This window comes from Streptomyces sp. NEAU-sy36, assembly GCF_013423905.1.
Lineage (GTDB): Bacteria > Actinomycetota > Actinomycetes > Streptomycetales > Streptomycetaceae > Streptomyces > Streptomyces misionensis.
In genome coordinates this window covers 8,128,675-8,144,605 of sequence record NZ_CP058977.1, presented here as the reverse complement: position 1 = coordinate 8,144,605, position 15,931 = coordinate 8,128,675, and the positions used below count along the sequence as shown (strand labels likewise).

General features: G+C 75.0%; 9 protein-coding genes, 1 tRNA gene and 1 riboswitch. Of the genes, 5 read left to right on the top strand and 5 right to left on the bottom strand.

Features of this window, described 5'->3' with window-relative positions; all coding sequences use genetic code 11:
• The first annotated feature begins 54 nt into the window (after positions 1-54).
• The 3 genes from HZZ00_RS35835 to HZZ00_RS35825 all read left to right on the top strand — a co-directional run bounded on the left by HZZ00_RS35835 (position 55) and on the right by HZZ00_RS35825 (position 2,679).
• Positions 55-128: transfer RNA gene (locus tag HZZ00_RS35835), tRNA-Met, on the top strand.
• Between the two features lie 310 nt (positions 129-438).
• Positions 439-607: riboswitch (cyclic di-AMP (ydaO/yuaA leader) on the top strand.
• Between the two features lie 7 nt (positions 608-614).
• On the top strand, positions 615-1,661 hold the full coding sequence (locus HZZ00_RS35830; protein ID WP_180330184.1) for a M23 family metallopeptidase: 1,047 nt from the start codon (positions 615-617) through the stop codon (positions 1,659-1,661).
• 73 nt (positions 1,662-1,734) lie between these two features.
• Positions 1,735-2,679, top strand: a complete 945-nt coding sequence (locus tag HZZ00_RS35825) for an aldo/keto reductase (RefSeq protein WP_180330183.1) — start codon at positions 1,735-1,737, stop codon at positions 2,677-2,679.
• 27 nt (positions 2,680-2,706) lie between these two features.
• On the opposite strand, the gene HZZ00_RS35820 is transcribed toward HZZ00_RS35825, so the two are convergent.
• The 4 genes from HZZ00_RS35820 to HZZ00_RS35805 form a co-directional block, all read right to left on the bottom strand.
• Complete coding sequence (locus tag HZZ00_RS35820) at positions 2,707-4,095, bottom strand: PrsW family intramembrane metalloprotease (RefSeq protein WP_180330182.1); 1,389 nt, start codon at positions 4,093-4,095, stop codon at positions 2,707-2,709.
• A 42-nt stretch (positions 4,096-4,137) separates the two neighbouring features.
• Positions 4,138-4,938 (bottom strand): tRNA (guanosine(46)-N7)-methyltransferase TrmB, encoded by an 801-nt coding sequence (gene trmB, locus HZZ00_RS35815; protein WP_257585563.1) that lies wholly within the window; start codon positions 4,936-4,938, stop codon positions 4,138-4,140.
• Positions 4,939-5,010: 72 nt separating this feature from the next.
• Positions 5,011-6,234 carry an L-2-hydroxyglutarate oxidase gene (lhgO, locus tag HZZ00_RS35810; protein ID WP_180330180.1) on the bottom strand — a complete coding sequence of 408 codons (1,224 nt, stop codon included), beginning with the start codon at positions 6,232-6,234 and terminating at the stop codon, positions 5,011-5,013.
• 134 nt (positions 6,235-6,368) lie between these two features.
• Positions 6,369-7,793, bottom strand: a complete 1,425-nt coding sequence (locus HZZ00_RS35805) for an MFS transporter (protein WP_180330179.1) — start codon at positions 7,791-7,793, stop codon at positions 6,369-6,371.
• Positions 7,794-8,494: 701 nt separating this feature from the next.
• On the opposite strand from HZZ00_RS35805, the gene HZZ00_RS35800 reads away from it, so the two are divergent.
• Together HZZ00_RS35800 and HZZ00_RS35795 are read left to right on the top strand one after the other, a co-directional pair.
• On the top strand, positions 8,495-10,564 hold the full coding sequence (locus HZZ00_RS35800) for an asparagine synthase-related protein (RefSeq protein ID WP_180330178.1): 2,070 nt from the start codon (positions 8,495-8,497) through the stop codon (positions 10,562-10,564).
• Positions 10,565-10,726: 162 nt separating this feature from the next.
• Positions 10,727-13,996, top strand: a complete 3,270-nt coding sequence (locus tag HZZ00_RS35795) for a BTAD domain-containing putative transcriptional regulator (protein ID WP_257585562.1) — start codon at positions 10,727-10,729, stop codon at positions 13,994-13,996.
• Here HZZ00_RS35795 and HZZ00_RS35790 read toward each other — a convergent pair.
• Positions 13,983-15,833: a sigma-70 family RNA polymerase sigma factor gene (locus HZZ00_RS35790; RefSeq protein ID WP_180330176.1), complete on the bottom strand. Its 1,851-nt coding sequence runs from the start codon at positions 15,831-15,833 to the stop codon at positions 13,983-13,985. The genes HZZ00_RS35795 and HZZ00_RS35790 overlap by 14 nt on opposite strands.
• Positions 15,834-15,931: the final 98 nt, after the last annotated feature.

The window sequence follows — 15,931 nt, the reverse complement described above, 5'->3', positions numbered from 1 at the left end:
GCCGCAAAGCCGTGTGCTGGGCACCCCGAACATGGCGTACACTGGAATCACCGACGCGGGGTGGAGCAGCTCGGTAGCTCGCTGGGCTCATAACCCAGAGGTCGCAGGTTCAAATCCTGTCCCCGCTACTGAAGACTCAGGGCCGGAATCCATGATCTGGATTCCGGCCCTGAGTGTTTTCCGACGGGTCCACGGCCCCCGTACGGCGCGTCACCCACGGTGACCGTGCGACCGCCGTACGCATAACAACTGAGTCACCATCAAAAACCCGATGACTCCTGAACACCGGCCAACTCGCCCGGATTGACAGCTCCTTGGGCGGTAAGTCCACGCCCCGGAGGCGTAATGATCAAGCCGAACGGCTTGGAAAGTGACGGCCGGGTCTATTAACGTTCGATAACGCAGCGCGGTCGTCCCAGCCGTCACCCGAGACGGCTCCGTGCGCACGCGCCGAATCCCGCAAGGGAACCGGGGAACCACCACCTTGGGGTGAATCACGCGGACACCGTCGTGAACTCAGCGAGTCCACGGCCGGTATACGCGCGTAGGAGACCTTCCTGCTCCGAACCCGTCAGCTAACCCGGTAGGCGGAGGAAGGAAAGGAGCACGCCCCCGTGGCGTCCAACCGGCCTGCCCCACAAGCCCCCTTCGTGCCCGCTCAACGCGATTCCGAGCCGTTCGGCCCCGGACCCGAGGGCGAGGGCTCCTGGGAGGAGTGGAACCCCACCGAGGAGTCCGTCGCCCCGGTCCGCGGCCGGCACCGCGTCGCCAAGCAGCGCGGCGGCTTCGCGCGCAGCTCCACCGTCCTCGGCGTCGGTGTGATCGCCGCCGTCGGCGCGGGCGGCATCGCCAGCGCCAACCCCGGCAAGGCCCCGGTCTCCCTCTCCATGCCGGACCTGCCGTCCGTCTCGGTGCCGCACCTGTCCTCCGTGGAGCACCTCCTCGGCGACGACTCCGCCGAGAAGCACCAGGTCACCGACACCGCGCTCACCGGCATCGGGCAGAGCACCCAGGACGGCACGCACACGGGCGCCGGCGAGGCCCTGCGCAACCGGATCATGGCCCAGGCCGAGCAGCAGCAGGGCCAGGCCGACAGCAAGGCCACCGCCGCCATGGTCGCCGCCGCCCAGCAGCAGAGCGACGCGGCGGCCGCCAAGGCGGAGAAGGAGGCCGCCGACAAGGCCGCCGCCGCCAAGCAGCGGGCCGAGGCCGACGCCAAGAAGGCCGCCGAGGCCAAGCGGCTGGCCGAACTGGCCAAGCAGTACACGCTGCCGGTCGTCTCGTACACGATCACCGGCACCTTCGGGCAGCCCGGCGCCATGTGGTCCTCCGGCTACCACACCGGCCTCGACTTCGCCGCCCCCACCGGCACCCTGATCAAGGCCGTCCACGGCGGCACCATCACCCAGGCCGGCTGGGCCGGCGCCTACGGCTACCGCACCGTCCTCACCCTGGACGACGGCACCGAGCTGTGGTTCTGCCACCAGTCCTCGATCAACGTCTCGGTCGGCCAGAAGGTCACCACCGGCGAGGTCATCGGCCGGGTCGGCGCCACCGGCAACGTCACCGGACCGCACCTGCACCTGGAGGTCCACCCGGGCGGGCAGGCCACCGGCGTCGACCCGGCGCCCTGGCTGCGCGACAAGGGCCTCAACCCCTGAGCACACCGGTCCCCGCGGGGACCGCGGACCGGCGGTGGAATGCGATCACCCGCCGCCGGTGTTGTCGTAGAGCATGACTTCTCTGCGCACACTGGGCTCCAGCGACCTTGAGGTCTTCCCGCTCTGCCTGGGCGGCAACGTGTTCGGCTGGACCGCGGACGAACAGGCATCCTTCGCCGTCCTGGACGCCTACACGGCCGCGGGCGGCAACTTCGTCGACACGGCCGACGTCTACAGCGCCTGGGTGGAGGGCCACCAGGGCGGCGAGTCCGAGACCGTCATCGGCAAGTGGCTCAAGGCCCGCGGCAACCGCTCCGACGTCGTCGTCGCCACCAAGGTCAGCCAGCACCCGCAGTACCAGGGCCTGTCCGCGGCCAACATCAAGGCCGCCGCCGACGCCTCCCTCGCCCGCCTGGGCACCGACTACATCGACCTCTACTACACCCACTTCGACCGGCCCGACGTGCCGGTGGAGGAGATCATCGGCGCCCTGGACGAGCTGGTGAAGGCCGGCAAGGTGCGGCAGATCGCCGCGTCCAACATCAGCGCCGAGCGGCTGCGGGAGTCCCTGGACTTCTCCGCCCGAGAGGGCCTGGCCCGCTACGTGGCGGTCCAGCCCCACTACAACCTGGTCTCCCGCGACACCTACGAGGGCCCGCTCCAGGACCTCGTCGCCCGTGAGGGCCTGTCCTCCGTGCCGTACTTCGCCCTCGCCGCGGGCTTCCTGACCGGCAAGTACCGTCCCGGCCGGCAGGTGGACAGCGCCCGCGCCAACCGGGCCGCGGAGTACGCGGAGACCGAGCGCGGCCAGAAGGTACTCGCCGCCCTCGACGAGATCGCCGCCGCCCACGAGGCACCGCACGCCACCGTCGCCCTCGCCTGGCTGGCCGCCCAGCCGACGATCACCGCCCCGATCGCCTCGGCGCGCACGCTGGACCAGCTCCCGGCCCTGCTGGGCGTCGGCGAGCTGAAGCTGACGGACGACGAGCTGAGGAGGCTGACGGACGCCTCGGCGTAACCGGCCGCTGCGGGCTCCCCTGCGGCGTCAGGTCCGGTACGGGTTGTACGACGTGGCGTACGGTGCCGCCGGGTAGCCGTACCCGGGCCCGCCGTACGCGGGACCGCCCTGTCCGGGGCCGCCGTATCCGTATCCGGGTCCGCCCCACCCCGGTCCGTACCCCTGGTCGTACGGCGCCGGGGCCCAGGCCGTCGGTGCCGGGGCCGCCGTGCGGGCCGCGTACTCCAGCGCGGGCCGGGCCGCGTCCCGGCGCTGCCACAGCTCGTCCAGCAGCTCCCGCTCGCGGGCGACGAAGCCGGCGCCGGCCCGGCCGCGCCGCCCCCGCCGCCGCAGCAGCGCCAGCGCGGTGGCCTGGGTCTCGTACCGGGCCACCGCGCGCGCCGTGGCCCGGCCGCCGTGGTGGCGGGCGAAGTCGCGGGCCATCCGCCGCGCCCGCATCGAGCCCAGGGCGAACGGCTCGGCCGGCCCCAGCCAGCCGGCCAGGACGTAGACGGGCAGCTCCTCGCGCACGGTGCGCAGCTCCCGCTGCCGGGTCCAGATCCCGAGCCAGGTCAGCAGCCCGAACACGGGCAGCATGAAAAGGCCGTAGACGGCGAGGAAGCCGAACTGGCCGAAGGTGGCGGAGCCGTTCCACAGGGCGTGCATGCACATCGCGAGCAGCAGCCCGCCGAGCGGCACCAGCAGCCGCCGGGCACGCTGGTGCGGGCCGCTCAGCGCGGCGACGCCGAAGCCGATGCCGGTGCAGGTGGTGAACAGGGGGTGCGCGAACGGGGACATCACGATGCGCACGAAGAAGGTGGCGGCGGTGACGGAGACGATGCCGTGGCCGCCGGTGAGCCGGTCGGTCCCGAAGGCCGTGCCCAGGTAGAGGATGTTCTCGGTGAACGCGAAGCCGGTGGCGGTGATCCCGGCTATCACCATCCCGTCCACGATCCCGGTGAAGTCGCGCCTGCGGAAGACGAAGACCAGCAGCACGGCCGCGGCCTTGGCGGACTCCTCGACGATCGGGGCTATCACCGTGGCGCCGAGGGTGTTGGCGCTCGCCGGGTCGGCGGTCGAGGTGGCTATCCACTTGGTCGCGAAGCTGTTGGCGACGATGGCTATGAGCGCCGCCGCGAAGGCACCCCAGCAGAACGCGAACACCAGGTTGCGCCAGGGGAAGGGGGCCACCCGGTCCAGCCAGCGGAACGCGGTGACCAGCCAGGGCACCGGCAGCACCGCGAGCCCGAGGCCCACCAGGAACCCCTCGGTCCCGGTCTCCCTGCGCACCAGCGCGAGGATGACCAGGCCGGACATGGCCAGCAGGGTGATCAGCGCGCCGTAGCGCACCCACCGCAGCTGCCACCAGTGCGGGTGCCGCAGCACCGCGTCGCCGGGGATCGGTGGGTACGTCGGATACGCAGGACTGGTGGCCACGGCATCGACCCTAACGGTGGCGGGGCGAGGGGCTGGAGCGGTTTACCGGCGGCGGAAGAGCAGATCGTTCACGACATGTCCCTTGTCCAGTCCCTGTCCCTCGAAACGGGTCAGCGGCCGGAACTCGGGCCGGGGCGCGAAACCGCCGTCGGCCTGCGTGTTCTCGAACTCCGGGTGGGCGCCGAGCACCTCCAGCATCTGCTCGGCGTACGGCTCCCAGTCGGTGGCGCAGTGCACCAGCGCGCCGGACTTCAGCCGGGTGGCGACGAGGTCGAGGAACTCCGGCTGGATCAGCCGCCGCTTGTGGTGGCGCTTCTTGGGCCAGGGGTCGGGGAAGTAGACGCGCAGCCCGTCGAGCGCGTCGGGGCGGAGCATCTCGCGCAGCAGGATGATGGCGTCGCCGTTGCCCACCCGGACGTTGTCCAGTCCGTTCTGGTCGGCGAGGTTCAGCAGATTGCCCTGGCCGGGGGTGTGCACATCCACCGCGAGCACATTGGTGCCGGGGTCGGCGGCGGCCATCCGCGCGGTGGCCTCGCCCATCCCGAACCCGATCTCCAGCACCACGGGACGGTCGTTGCCGAACAGCTCGGCGAGGTCGATCACCCGCTGTCCGTCGATGTCCAGCCCCCAGGCGGGCCACAGCCGCCGCAAGGCGTCGGCCTGCCCGGCGGTCACCCGGCTGCGGCGCGGCTGGAAGCTGCGGATCCGCCGCTCGAAGTGCGACCCGGCGGGATCGGCCCGGGGGCCGTCCGGGAACCGCGGCTCGCCCTTGGCCCGGGCACGCCGCACGGCGGCACCGGGGTCCCGCGGGGCCGGTTCGGTCAGGGCTTCGGGGGCATTCATCGCATCAGACACAGTACGACCGAGTCTACGGGCGCGACCGGGCCCGGCCCCAAGGCGTACTCGGTCACCTCCCTAACCGCCGACGGCGTCCAGCATCCCCAGCGCCCGGCGGGCGATCTCCCGGCCGATCGGCAGGGACGCGGTGGCCGCCGGGGACGGCGCGTTCAACACGTGCACCGCGCGGGCCCCCTCCTTGATCAGGAAGTCGTCCACCAGCGCGCCGTCGCGCAGCACCGCCTGGGCCCGCACCCCGGCCGGCGCCCGCACCAGGTCCTCGGCCCGCACCGCGGGCAGCAGTCTGCGCACCGCCTCCAGGAACGCTCCCTTGGACACCGAGCGGCGCAGCTCGCCCGCGCCGTACCGCCAGTGCCGGCGCGCCATCGCCCAGGAGCCCGGCCAGGCCATGGTCCCGGCCAGCTCGCGGGGGCGGACGACGCCCCAGCCGTACCCCTCACGGGCCAGCGCGGGCACCGCGTTGGGGCCGATGTGCACCACGCCGTCGACGCCCCGGGTCAGATGGACGCCGAGGAACGGGAACGCCGGGTCCGGCACCGGATACACCAGGCCCCGCACCAGCTCGGGCCGCGCCAGCTCGTAGTACTCCCCGCGGAAGGGCACGATCCGCACGCCCGGTTCGTCCCCGGTCAGCCGGGCCAGTTCGTCGCAGTGCAGTCCGGCGCAGTTCACCAGCACCCGGCCGCGCACGACGTCCCCGCCCGCGGTGCGCACGGCCACGCCCCGCTCCGGGCGCCGGTCCACCCGCACCACCCGGGCGCCGTAGCGGATCTCGGCGCCCGAGGCCTCGGCGAGCCGCCGGGCGACCCCCACGAAGTCGCACACGCCCGTGGTGCCCACGTGGATCGCAGCCAGTCCGCGCACCTCGGGCTCGTACTCGGTGATCTGGGCGGGGCCCAGCTCCCGCACGGGTATGCCGTTCTCCCGGCCGCGCTGCACCAGGGCGTGCAGCCGGGGCAGCTCCGCGCGGTCGGTGGCGACGATCAGCTTGCCGGTGACGGCGTGGTCGATGCCGTACTCGGCGCAGAACTTCACCATCTCGGCGGCGCCCCGCACCGCGTACCGCGCCTTGAGCGAGCCGGGCCGGTAGTAGATCCCGCTGTGCACGACCCCGCTGTTGCGCCCGGTCTGGTGGCGGGCCGGGCCCGGCTCCTTCTCCAGCACGGTCACCCGGGTGCCCGGCGCGGCCCGGCTGATCGCGTACGCCGTCGACAGCCCGACGATCCCCCCTCCGACCACGAGCACATCGCAGTCGTACGCCCCGACCGGCACCTGCACCACCTCCCACGTCGATAGTGCACTGCGCCACTGACATCGCCTTCAAACGCCGAAGTGATCAGTACCGCTCGGGGCGCGGGACGTGCGCGGAGGCGACCCCGCCGACGGGTGTGCCGGACGGGCGCGCGGGTCCGGGGTCAGGCCGGGGCCATCAGGAGGGGACGGGCCCGCTCCCGCAGTTCCACCACCCTCGGTTCGTCCCCGTACGGCTCCAGGCGGTGCAGCAGGTCCTTCACGTACTCGGTGGTGCGGGCCGACGAGATCCGTCCGGCCACCTCCACCGCCCGCACCCCCTGCTCGCACGCCGCGTCCAGGTTCCCGGACTCCAGCTCGGCGACCGCGGAGACGACCAGCCGCAGCCCGTGCGAGCGCACGAACTCCTCCGTCGGCTTGGACAGGGCCTGCTCGGTGAAGCGCCGCACCTGCCGGGGCAGCTTCAGGTCCCGGTAGCACTCGGCGGCGTCCGCGGCGAACCGGTCGTATCCGTAGAAGCCGAGCCACGAGGGGTCGTTGTCCCCCTCCCGGGCCCGCTCCAGCCAGCCCTCGGCCGCCTTCAGGGCCGCCCCCGCCGCCTGCGCGTCCCCGGCGCGCGCGTGGGCGCGCGCCTCGACCAGCCGGAAGAAGCTCATGGTGCGGGCCGTGGCCAGTCCCCGGTTGCGCTCCAGCGCGGCCTGCGCCAGGTCGACCCCCTCGTCGCCGAAGCCCCGGTAGGTGGCCTGGAGCGACATGGAGGCGAGGACGTACCCGCCGAGCGGGACGTCGGCCGCCGCGCGGGCGAGCCGCAGCGCCTGGATGTAGTAGCGCTGGGCGGCCTCCTGCTGCCCGGTGTCGAAGGCCATCCACCCGGCCAGCCGGGTCAGCTCGGCGGAGGCGCCGAACAGGGCGCGGCCGACCTCGTCGGAGTAGGCGCCGAGCAGCAGCGGCGCCGCCTCCACGCGCAGGCACTCCGGCACCATCGACGAACGCCAGTCGCCGCCTCCGTACTTGGAGTCCCAGCGCCTGGCGTCCTCGGCGGCCTCCCGCAGCTTGCGCACATCGCTGTGGCCGACTCTGACCGCCGCGCCGGTGCCCTCGGCGGAGCCGTCCTCCCGCGCGACCGAGCTGTCGGCGGGGGTTATCAGCCAGCGTGAGGCGGGCGTCGCGTAGGCGCTCACCGCGAAGGAGCCGGCGAGGGACTGCCAGATGCCGCCGGAGCCGGCCCGGCGCCCGGCGAGGTCGAGCCGGTACAGCTCGGTGGCCGACTTCACCGCCTGCGCCACGTCCCGGGGGAAGGCGAGACCCACTTCGGGTGCGGGGTCCGCGTCCGCCAGGCCGATCTCGTGCAGCGGCACCGGGCGGCCGAGCTTCTGTCCGATGGCGGCCGCGATGAGGTGCGGCGCGGCGCCCTGCGGCACCATGCCCTTCGACACCCAGCGCGCCACGGAGGTCTTGTCGTAGCGAAGAGTCAACCCGCGTTGGGCGCCAAGATCGTTGACGCGTCGCGCGAGTCCTGCGTTGCTGATTCCCGCGAGGGCGAGAACGGCGCCGAGTTTTTCGTTCGGCCCGCGTTGCTCCCTGGACATGCGCCACCCCTCGACACAGACGGCCGCCGTGCGGGCATAACCGCGCGGCATTCGTAAACCCAGCGTAGTTCGCCGCATCCCAAGCGTTAAGGGGCATTGTTCCGGATGGCGGGATTGTGGTCCGTACGGAAGTACGGTCCTGTACGCACCGTGCACGGCCGGTCGTCGCGTGCCCCCGCGCGTGTGGCCGTGCGCCCGGCCGTGCGCTCTTCTCCGGCCAACTCCGTGGCGGTTTCCTGGTCTTGCGTGGGTCGGCCCGCTGTACTGGATCCAGTGGGCTGGGGGACACCGCCACCTTCATCCCCGCGGGTGGCGGACCGGTCCGGGAGGCGGCGACCGCCTCCCGGACCGTGCGTGCGTGGAGGGTGCCGCGCGCACCGCGGCCCCCTACGGAGCGTGCTCGGTTTCCGCGCGCCCCACGGTATTTGGCTGAAAATCGTCCCGCAGAACGCCGGGTGTACACGGCTGCGACCATGGAACTTCGGGGCGTGAAAGGCGTTTAGGGGGCGCACATGGGGCGCATTCGCGTCGCGCCCTGCCCGGCGGCACCCCCGGCCCCGGGTCAACGGACCCCGCGTCAACGCCGGTTGCCCTTCCACCGTCCCGGGCGGTGTCACCACACCTCTCCCACGCGTCCTTCGTGGCAGCATGGGGGCCGGTTCGTCCGGTGCAGTGGTTGTCCACAGCCTGTGGAGGCGTCGATGCGGTGGTTGGTGGGGTGGAGCAGCACCGCCGCGGGCACGGCCGCGCCCGGCTCGGCCGGCGCCCTCGACCTCGACGGCGAGACCCTGCACCCGGTCGGCTCCCAGCTGCTGTGGGGCGACCCCGACCCGCTGTGGGCCGTCGGCGACTGGCGCCCGGACGAGGTGCGGGTGGTCAAGGCCGACGAGCAGAACCGGATCGCCGTCCTCGGCATCTGCGGCGCCTCCGACGAGGAGCTGCGGCGCGGCCTGTTCACCGCGCGCGGCGGCGCCCTGCGCCATCTGACCGCCTGGCCCGGCAGCTACACGGCCGTCGTCCAGGTCGGCCGCCGCGTCACCGTCTGCGGCGACCTCGCGGGCGCCCGCCCGGTCTTCCACACCCCGTGGGCGGGCGGCACCGCGTACGCCACCGCCGCGCTGCCGCTCGCCGACCTCGTCGAGGCCAACCTCGACTTCGGTCATCTGGCCGCCCTGCTCGCCGCCCCGGACGTACCGGCCGCGCTGCGCGACACCACCCCGTACGAGGGGGTGCGGCGCGTTCCGCCGGGGCACGCGCTGGTCCTGCGCGCCGGGGCGCGGGAGATCGCCGGGTACGACCCGGTCTCCTCGCTCGCCGTGTCCGCGCCCCCGGCCGACCCCGACCACGCCGTGGACGCCGTGCGCGACGCCCTCGTGGAGGCGGTGCGCACTCGGCTGTCCGCGCCCCGGCACGTGCCCGACCTCGATCCCGGCCCGGTGCCCGGGATGGGGCCCGCCGAACGGCGCGCCCGGCGCGGCATGCCGGTGCCCGGCATCGGCGCCGACCTCTCCGGCGGGCCGGCCTCCGCCACCCTCGCGCTGCTCGCCGCCGGGCTGCCCGGCCGGCCCGGCACCCTGCTCGGCCACGGCGCCGGCGAACGCCTCCTCGCCGTCACCTTCAACGACCTCGCCGTCGGCGGCCGGGAGGCCGAACTCCAGCGGGCCGGCGCCCTCGCCGAGAACCCCCGGCTGCACCACGTCGTGGTGACCGGCGGCGAGGAGCTCCTGCCCTACGCCGACCTCGACGGCCCCCTCACCGACGAGCCGGGACCCTCGCTGGTCACGGCCGCCCGGCACCGGGCCCGGCTGGCCGCGGGCAGCGCCGACCACTTCACCGGACACGGTGCCCGCCAGGTCCTCGATGCCCACCCCGCCCGCCTCGCCGACCTGCTGATGGACCGCCGGCGCCGTCATCTGGTCCGGCCGGTCGCCGCGCTCGCCCGGGCCGACGGCTCGGTCCTGGTCCCCGCGCGGGTGTACGGCGCGGCCCGGCGGCTCGCCCGCACGCCGTACCGGGCCGGGGTCGAGGCGCTGGCCGAGCGGTTGATGCGGCGCCGGTTCGAGGAGCCCAAGGGGGCGGTCGGGGCGTCCCTCGCGGCGCTGACCTGGGCCCCGCCCGGGGCGGCCGCCCGGTGGCTGACGGGGGAGGCACTGGCCGAAGTATCGGTTCTGCTGGGGGTCGAGGCGGACCGGACCGGCACGGGCGTCCAGCGCCCCGGCGACCACCGGGCGCGAGCCGCGCTCGCCCGGTACGCCGCGGACCTCCGCGTCCTCGAACAGGCGGCGGAGATCCGGTCGCAGCGGCTGCACGCGCCCTTCCTGGACAACCAGGTCGTCCGCGCCTGCCGCGCGCTGCCCGAGGCGCTGCGGGTGCGGCCGGGGGCGCGGGCGGCGATCCTGCGCGCCGTCCTGTCCGGCGCCGGTGTCACCGACCTCCCGCCCGGCTGGGGCGTACCGTCCCACGCCTCCTCGGCGGCCGCGGCCCGAGCGGGCCTGCGGGTGTCCGCCGACGTGTTGCAGGACCTCTTCTCCCGCCCGCTGCTGGCGGACGCCGGACTGGTGGAGGCCCGGGTGATCCGCAAGGCGCTGCGCGCGGCGGCGGGCGGCTCCGCCGTACCGCTGGACGGCCTCGCCGACCTGGTCTCCCTCGAACTGTGGCTGCACCGCCTGCTGGCCCGCCGGGGGACGTGCTGGACCGGAACGCCCGCGCGCTCGCGGGCGGTGCCGGCGGGGATCACCCCGCGCCGGGGGGCGCTGGCGTCCGGCGCGTGAGCCCGGGCATGCGCGCCCGCGCCCGCCCGGCCCGCCGGTGCGTTCGTCAGGCCCGCGCCCGTCGTCCCCCGCCCGCCCGGCTCCGCCCTCATGCCCGCCGTGTCCCCGCCCCCGCCCGCAAACCCGTCGAACCCATGCCCGCTCCCCGTCCACAATGACCAGGTGCGGTACAGAATCCTCGGCATCACCCAAGCGGCAGACGGTCACGGCGACCCCCTCCCGCTCACCGCCCCCCGCCTCCGCACCCTCCTCGCCGCCCTCGCCCTGCGCCCCGGCCGCACCACCACCCCGCACACCCTCATCGAGGAGATCTGGGCCGACGCCCCGCCGCAGGACGCGCCCGCCGCCCTCCAGGCCCTCGTCGGCCGGCTCCGCCGCACCCTGGGCAAGGACGCCGTCGCCTCCACCCCCGGCGGATACCGCCTCGAAGCCACCGAGGACGACGTCGACCTGCACGTCTTCGAACGTCTCACTCGCACCGGCACCAGGGCCCTCGGCGACGGCGACCCGGAGACCGCCCACCGCGCCCTCACCACCGCGCTCGCCCTCTGGCACGGCCCCGCCCTCGCCGACCTCCCCGACCGCACCGCCGCCGCCCGCCCCGAGGCGCTGCGCCTGGAGGCCACCCGCGCCCGTGCCGCCGCCGCGCTCGACCTGGGCCGCGCCCGGGAGGTCGTACCGGAGCTGCGCGAGCTGACCACGGCCCACCCCTACGACGAGCCGCTGCACGCCCTCCTCATCCGCGCCCTGCGCGACTGCGGCCGCCCCGCCGACGCACTCGCCGCCTACGAGTCGGTGCGCCGCACCCTCGCCGACACCCTCGGCACCGACCCGGGCGAGGAACTGCGCGCCCTGCACGCCTCGCTGCTCGCGCCGGAGCGGCCCGCCCCGCCCCCCGGCCGGCGCGGCAACCTCCGCCCCCGGCTGACCTCCTTCGTCGGCCGGGAACCGGAACTCGCCGCGGTCCGCGCCGATGTGCGCGCGTCCCGCCTGGTCACCCTCACCGGACCCGGCGGCTCGGGAAAGACCCGGCTCGCCGAGGAGGCCGCCGCCGCGTTCGCCCCCGCCTGGCTGGTCGAACTGGCCCCGCTGGACCATCCCGAGGCGGTGGCCGGAGCCGTGGTCAACGCGCTGGGGCTGCGCGAGACCGTGCTGCTGAACACCGAGCTGACCGCCCAGCACGACGACCCGACCGCCCTGCTGATCGAGTACTGCGCCCCGCGCACCCAGCTCCTCGTCCTCGACAACTGCGAGCACGTCATCGACGCGGCCGCCGCCCTCGCCGAGACCCTCCTCACCCACTGCCCGGGGCTGACCATCCTCGCCACCAGCCGCGAACCCCTGGGCGTGCCCGGCGAGTCGGTGCGCCCGGTCGAGCCCCTGGCCCCCGAGCAGGCGCACCGCCTCTTCGCCGAGCGCGCGAGGGCGGCCCGACCCGACGGCGTGCTCGGCGACACCGCCGCCGTCGCGGAGATCTGCCGCCGTCTGGACGGGCTGCCGCTCGCCATCGAACTGGCCGCGGCCCGGCTGCGGCTGCTGACCCCGCGCCAGATCGCCGACCGGCTCGACGACCGGTTCCGGCTGCTCACCTCCGGCAGCCGTACCGTGCTGCCCCGCCAGCAGACCCTGCGCGCGGTGGTCGACTGGTCCTGGGACCTGCTGGACGAGCGCGAGCGCACGGTGCTGCGCGAGGTGTCGGTCTTCGCCGGCGGCTGGGACCTCGCGGCGGCCGAGGCCGTGTGCACGGGCCCGGTGGCCGATCTGATCGGGGCGCTGGTCGACAAGTCCCTCGTCGTCGCCACGCCGGACGCCACCGACGCGCCCGGCGGCATGCGCTACCGCATGCTGGAGACCATCCACGAGTACGCCACCGAGCGCGCGGCCGACACCCCCGGACTGCGCGCCGCCGCCGAGCGCCGCCACCGCGCCTGGGTGCGGTCGCTGGTGGAGCGGGCCGAGCCGCTGCTGCGCTCGGCGGAACAACTCCCGTGGATCGCCCGCCTGGAGACCGACCTGGACAACATCCGGGCGGCCCTGGACCGCGCGGTGCGCGACGGCGAGGAGGCCGAGGCGGGCGCCATCGTGCTGGCCATGGGCTGGTTCTGGTGGCTGCGCAACCACCGCCGGGAGGCCGTCGGCCGGACGCGCCAGGTGCTCCGCCTGGGCATCGCCCTCGACGCCCTCGCCGGCGGAGCCGCCCCCGAGGGCGGCCTGCCGGCCCTGATGGAGTCGGCCGACATCGTCGGCGCCCTGCTCGCCGCGCCCGACGGCGAGCGGGGGCACCCGCTGCGCCAACTCCGCATGGACCTGCGGATGTCCGACCTGTTCCTGACCACGGAGGGCAGGATCGAGCGGCTGACCGACGACGATCGGGGCCCGCGCTACATCGCCCTGGTCCGGGCGGCCTACGCGCACGGCGGCCCGCACGCCGCCCGCCTCCCCGGCATCACCTGGCCGCTGACCGCCTACTACCTGGGCGGCCCGGGGGACGCCGGCCGCGACCTCACCCCGGCGGTCGCCAACTGCCGGAAGTACGGGGGCGACTGGGAGACCGGCGTCACGCTGATGTTCCGCACGCACGCGCTCGTCGACTCCCCGGGCAATCTGCACGGCGTGGACGAGGACCTGGCCGAGCTGCGCACGCTCAGCCGCCGCGTCGGGGACCGCTGGATGCGGGCGCAGGTGTGCAGCGCGGCCGGTGAGACGGCCATGGCGCGCGGCCGTTACGCCGAGGCGCGCGACGAGTACGCGGAGGCGCTGCGCCTCGCCTACGAGGTGGGCGCCTACGCGGAGTCGCCGTTCCTGCTGGCGCGGCTCGGGGAGATCGCCTACCGCGCCGGCGACCGGGACGGCGCGCTCGCCACCCTCGCGGAGGCGGACACGGCCGCGGACCGCTACGCGGTGACGGAGGCCCGCGCCTTCGCCCTGATGATGCGCGCCTGCATCGCCCTGTACGACGGGCGGACCGCCGAGGCCCGCGAGCTGTACGACGCGACGTTCGAGGCGACCCGGGGCGAAGCCGCGCCCCCGCAGTTCGCGGCCGCCCTGGGGACCGTGGAGGCGCTGCTCGCGGCCGCGGAGTCGGGCCCGGAGCACGGGCTGCCGATCGTGGCCGAGGCGCTGGAGGCGGCCGTGGCCATGCGGTGCGCCGAGTGGATCACCGGGGGACTGGTGGACACCGCGGCCGGACTGCTGGCCCGGCTCGGGGATCTGCCGGGCGCGGTCCGGCTGTACGAGGCCGCGGACCGCTGGCGCGACGGCCGCCCGCGCAGCGAGCCCGAGCGCACCGAGGCCGCCCGGGTGCTGTCCGGCGCCCGCGCCGCCCTGCCCGCCGAGCGATACGCGGCCGAGCGGGCCCGGGGCGCCGGCTACGGGGTGGCGGAGGTCCTGGCCGACATCCGGCGGGTGCACACGGCGGCTACGCGCAGGTGAACCGGGATTCCGCCCAGTCGGCGAGCGAGTTCCGGTCGAAGGCGTTGCTGTGCGCCCGTACGACGAGCCGTACGGCCGTCCGCCCGGTGAGGTCCACATGGACGGGCACGGCCTGGTCGCGGCCCTTGACCATCCCGGACTGCCACAGCGGAACCCCGTCGGCGTAGACGGCGAAGGAGACCTTGCCGAGGCCGAGCGTCATGTCGTCCACCCCGGCGAGCGCGTCGAAGGCGGTGCACCGCCGGTTGAGGACGACGGTCACCGAGGAGTCGCCGCGGACGGTCGCCCCCTGCGCGTACAGCTTGCCGCCGACCGACAGGCCGTGGCGCTGCCACACCCAACTGCTCTCGCCGAGTGCGATCTCGGGCCCGGTCCCGTCGCCGTCCGCGTCGTAGCGCAGCTCGCCGAGCTGGTAGACGACGGGGGCCGGCGGCGGGGCCGGGGTCGGTGTCGGGGTGGGCGTCGGGGTCGGCGTGGGTTTGGGGGCGGGCTTGGGAGGCGCCGGCCTGGGGGTCGGGGTGGGGGTGGGCGTGGGGATCGGCGTGGGCGTGGGCGCCGGGGCCGGAGTGGCGGGCACCACCGGCGGTGGTGCGGCCTTCGACGGCGCGGGCTTCGGCTTCGCCGGGGCGGGCGTCGGCGCGTGGGACACCACGACCGGTGCGGACGGCGCCGAGGGCTTCGCGGTCTCCTTCGCCGGGCTGCCGTCGTTCACCAGCCCGAAGGCCACCGCGGCGGCGGCCACGGCGACGACCCCGGCCGCGATGCCCGCTTTGACCGGCGCCCCGACCGCCTCCGCGGCGGCCCCGCCCGCGGAACCGGCGCCCCCGGAGGAACCGCTCGCGGCGGCGGCACCCGCGGCACCGGCCCCCGCGCCCCCGGCGACGAGGCCGAGCGCCTTGGCGTACCCGGCGGCCCCGAACCACCCGATGACCGCGACCGGCACCACCGCGGGGATGCCGCCGGCGACCTCTTCGATCTGCGCCGCCGCCAGCCGGCACCTCGCGCACTCCGCCAGGTGCTTGCGCAGCCCCCGCTCGGCGCGGACGCGCAGCTTGCGGCGGGCGTAGGAGCCGAGCTGGTCGGCGTAGCGGGCGCACTCCGCGTCCGCGGTGAGGGTGGCGCTGACATGCGCCTGGAGATAGGCCTGCTTCAACCCCTCGCGGGCGCGGCTGGCGAGCACCCGGGTGCCGTTGGCGTCCAGACCGAACAGGACGGCGACCTCGCTCGGCGACTCGTCCTCCACCTCGGTGTGCCACAGCACGGCCTGCCAGCGCTCGGGCAGCGAACGGAACGCCCGCATGGCCATGGACTGCTCGGCCTCGTGCAACGCCCGTACGTCGGCGCCGAGTTCGAGGGTGTCGTCGTCGGACACCTCGGCGGACCGGGCGGCCTGCTGGGCGAAGGCGGCGAAGTCGTCGACGAGCTGTTCGCGCCGGGCGGACCTGATCCAGTGCGCGGCGACGCGCCGCACCGAGGTCAGCAGATAGGCGCGTACCGCGTGCTCCGGGCCCGAACCACCGCGCACCGCCTGCAACATGCGGGCGAAGACCTCGGCGGTGAGGTCCTCGGCGGTGTGCGCGTCCCGGCAGCAGGTCCGCGCGTACCGGCGCACCGCGCCGGCATGCCGCCGGTACAGCTCCTCGTACGCGGAATCGTCCCCGCCCCGCATCCGCTCGATCAGCTCGGCGTCACCGGGTGGCACGCCCTTGCCGCGCTGGGCCGGCACCCCGTGCCCCCCCGTCCGACGTCCCTGGCTCGGCACCTGCGGCGCGTCGGGTCCGACCGCGTCCACGTCACCGTCGTCACCGCGTGGTCCGTCCCACCCGTCAACGCTCATAGCGGAACGCCCCCGCCCCCGGCCCGGCCCAACCCATCACGGCCACAGCGTGCCACATCGTCATTTCTTCAACGACGTCCGGCGGTCCCGGTCACCCG

Bases quoted from the DNA above. Each gene is read 5' to 3' on its own strand.
- HZZ00_RS35825 (WP_180330183.1), top strand. From the start codon at position 1,735: ATGACTTCTCTGCGCACACTGGGCTCCAGCGACCTTGAGGTCTTCCCG.
- trmB (WP_257585563.1), bottom strand. From the start codon at position 4,938: ATGAATGCCCCCGAAGCCCTGACCGAACCGGCCCCGCGGGACCCCGGT.
- HZZ00_RS35805 (WP_180330179.1), bottom strand. From the start codon at position 7,793: ATGTCCAGGGAGCAACGCGGGCCGAACGAAAAACTCGGCGCCGTTCTC.
- HZZ00_RS35800 (WP_180330178.1), top strand. From the start codon at position 8,495: ATGCGGTGGTTGGTGGGGTGGAGCAGCACCGCCGCGGGCACGGCCGCG.
- HZZ00_RS35790 (WP_180330176.1), bottom strand. From the start codon at position 15,833: ATGAGCGTTGACGGGTGGGACGGACCACGCGGTGACGACGGTGACGTG.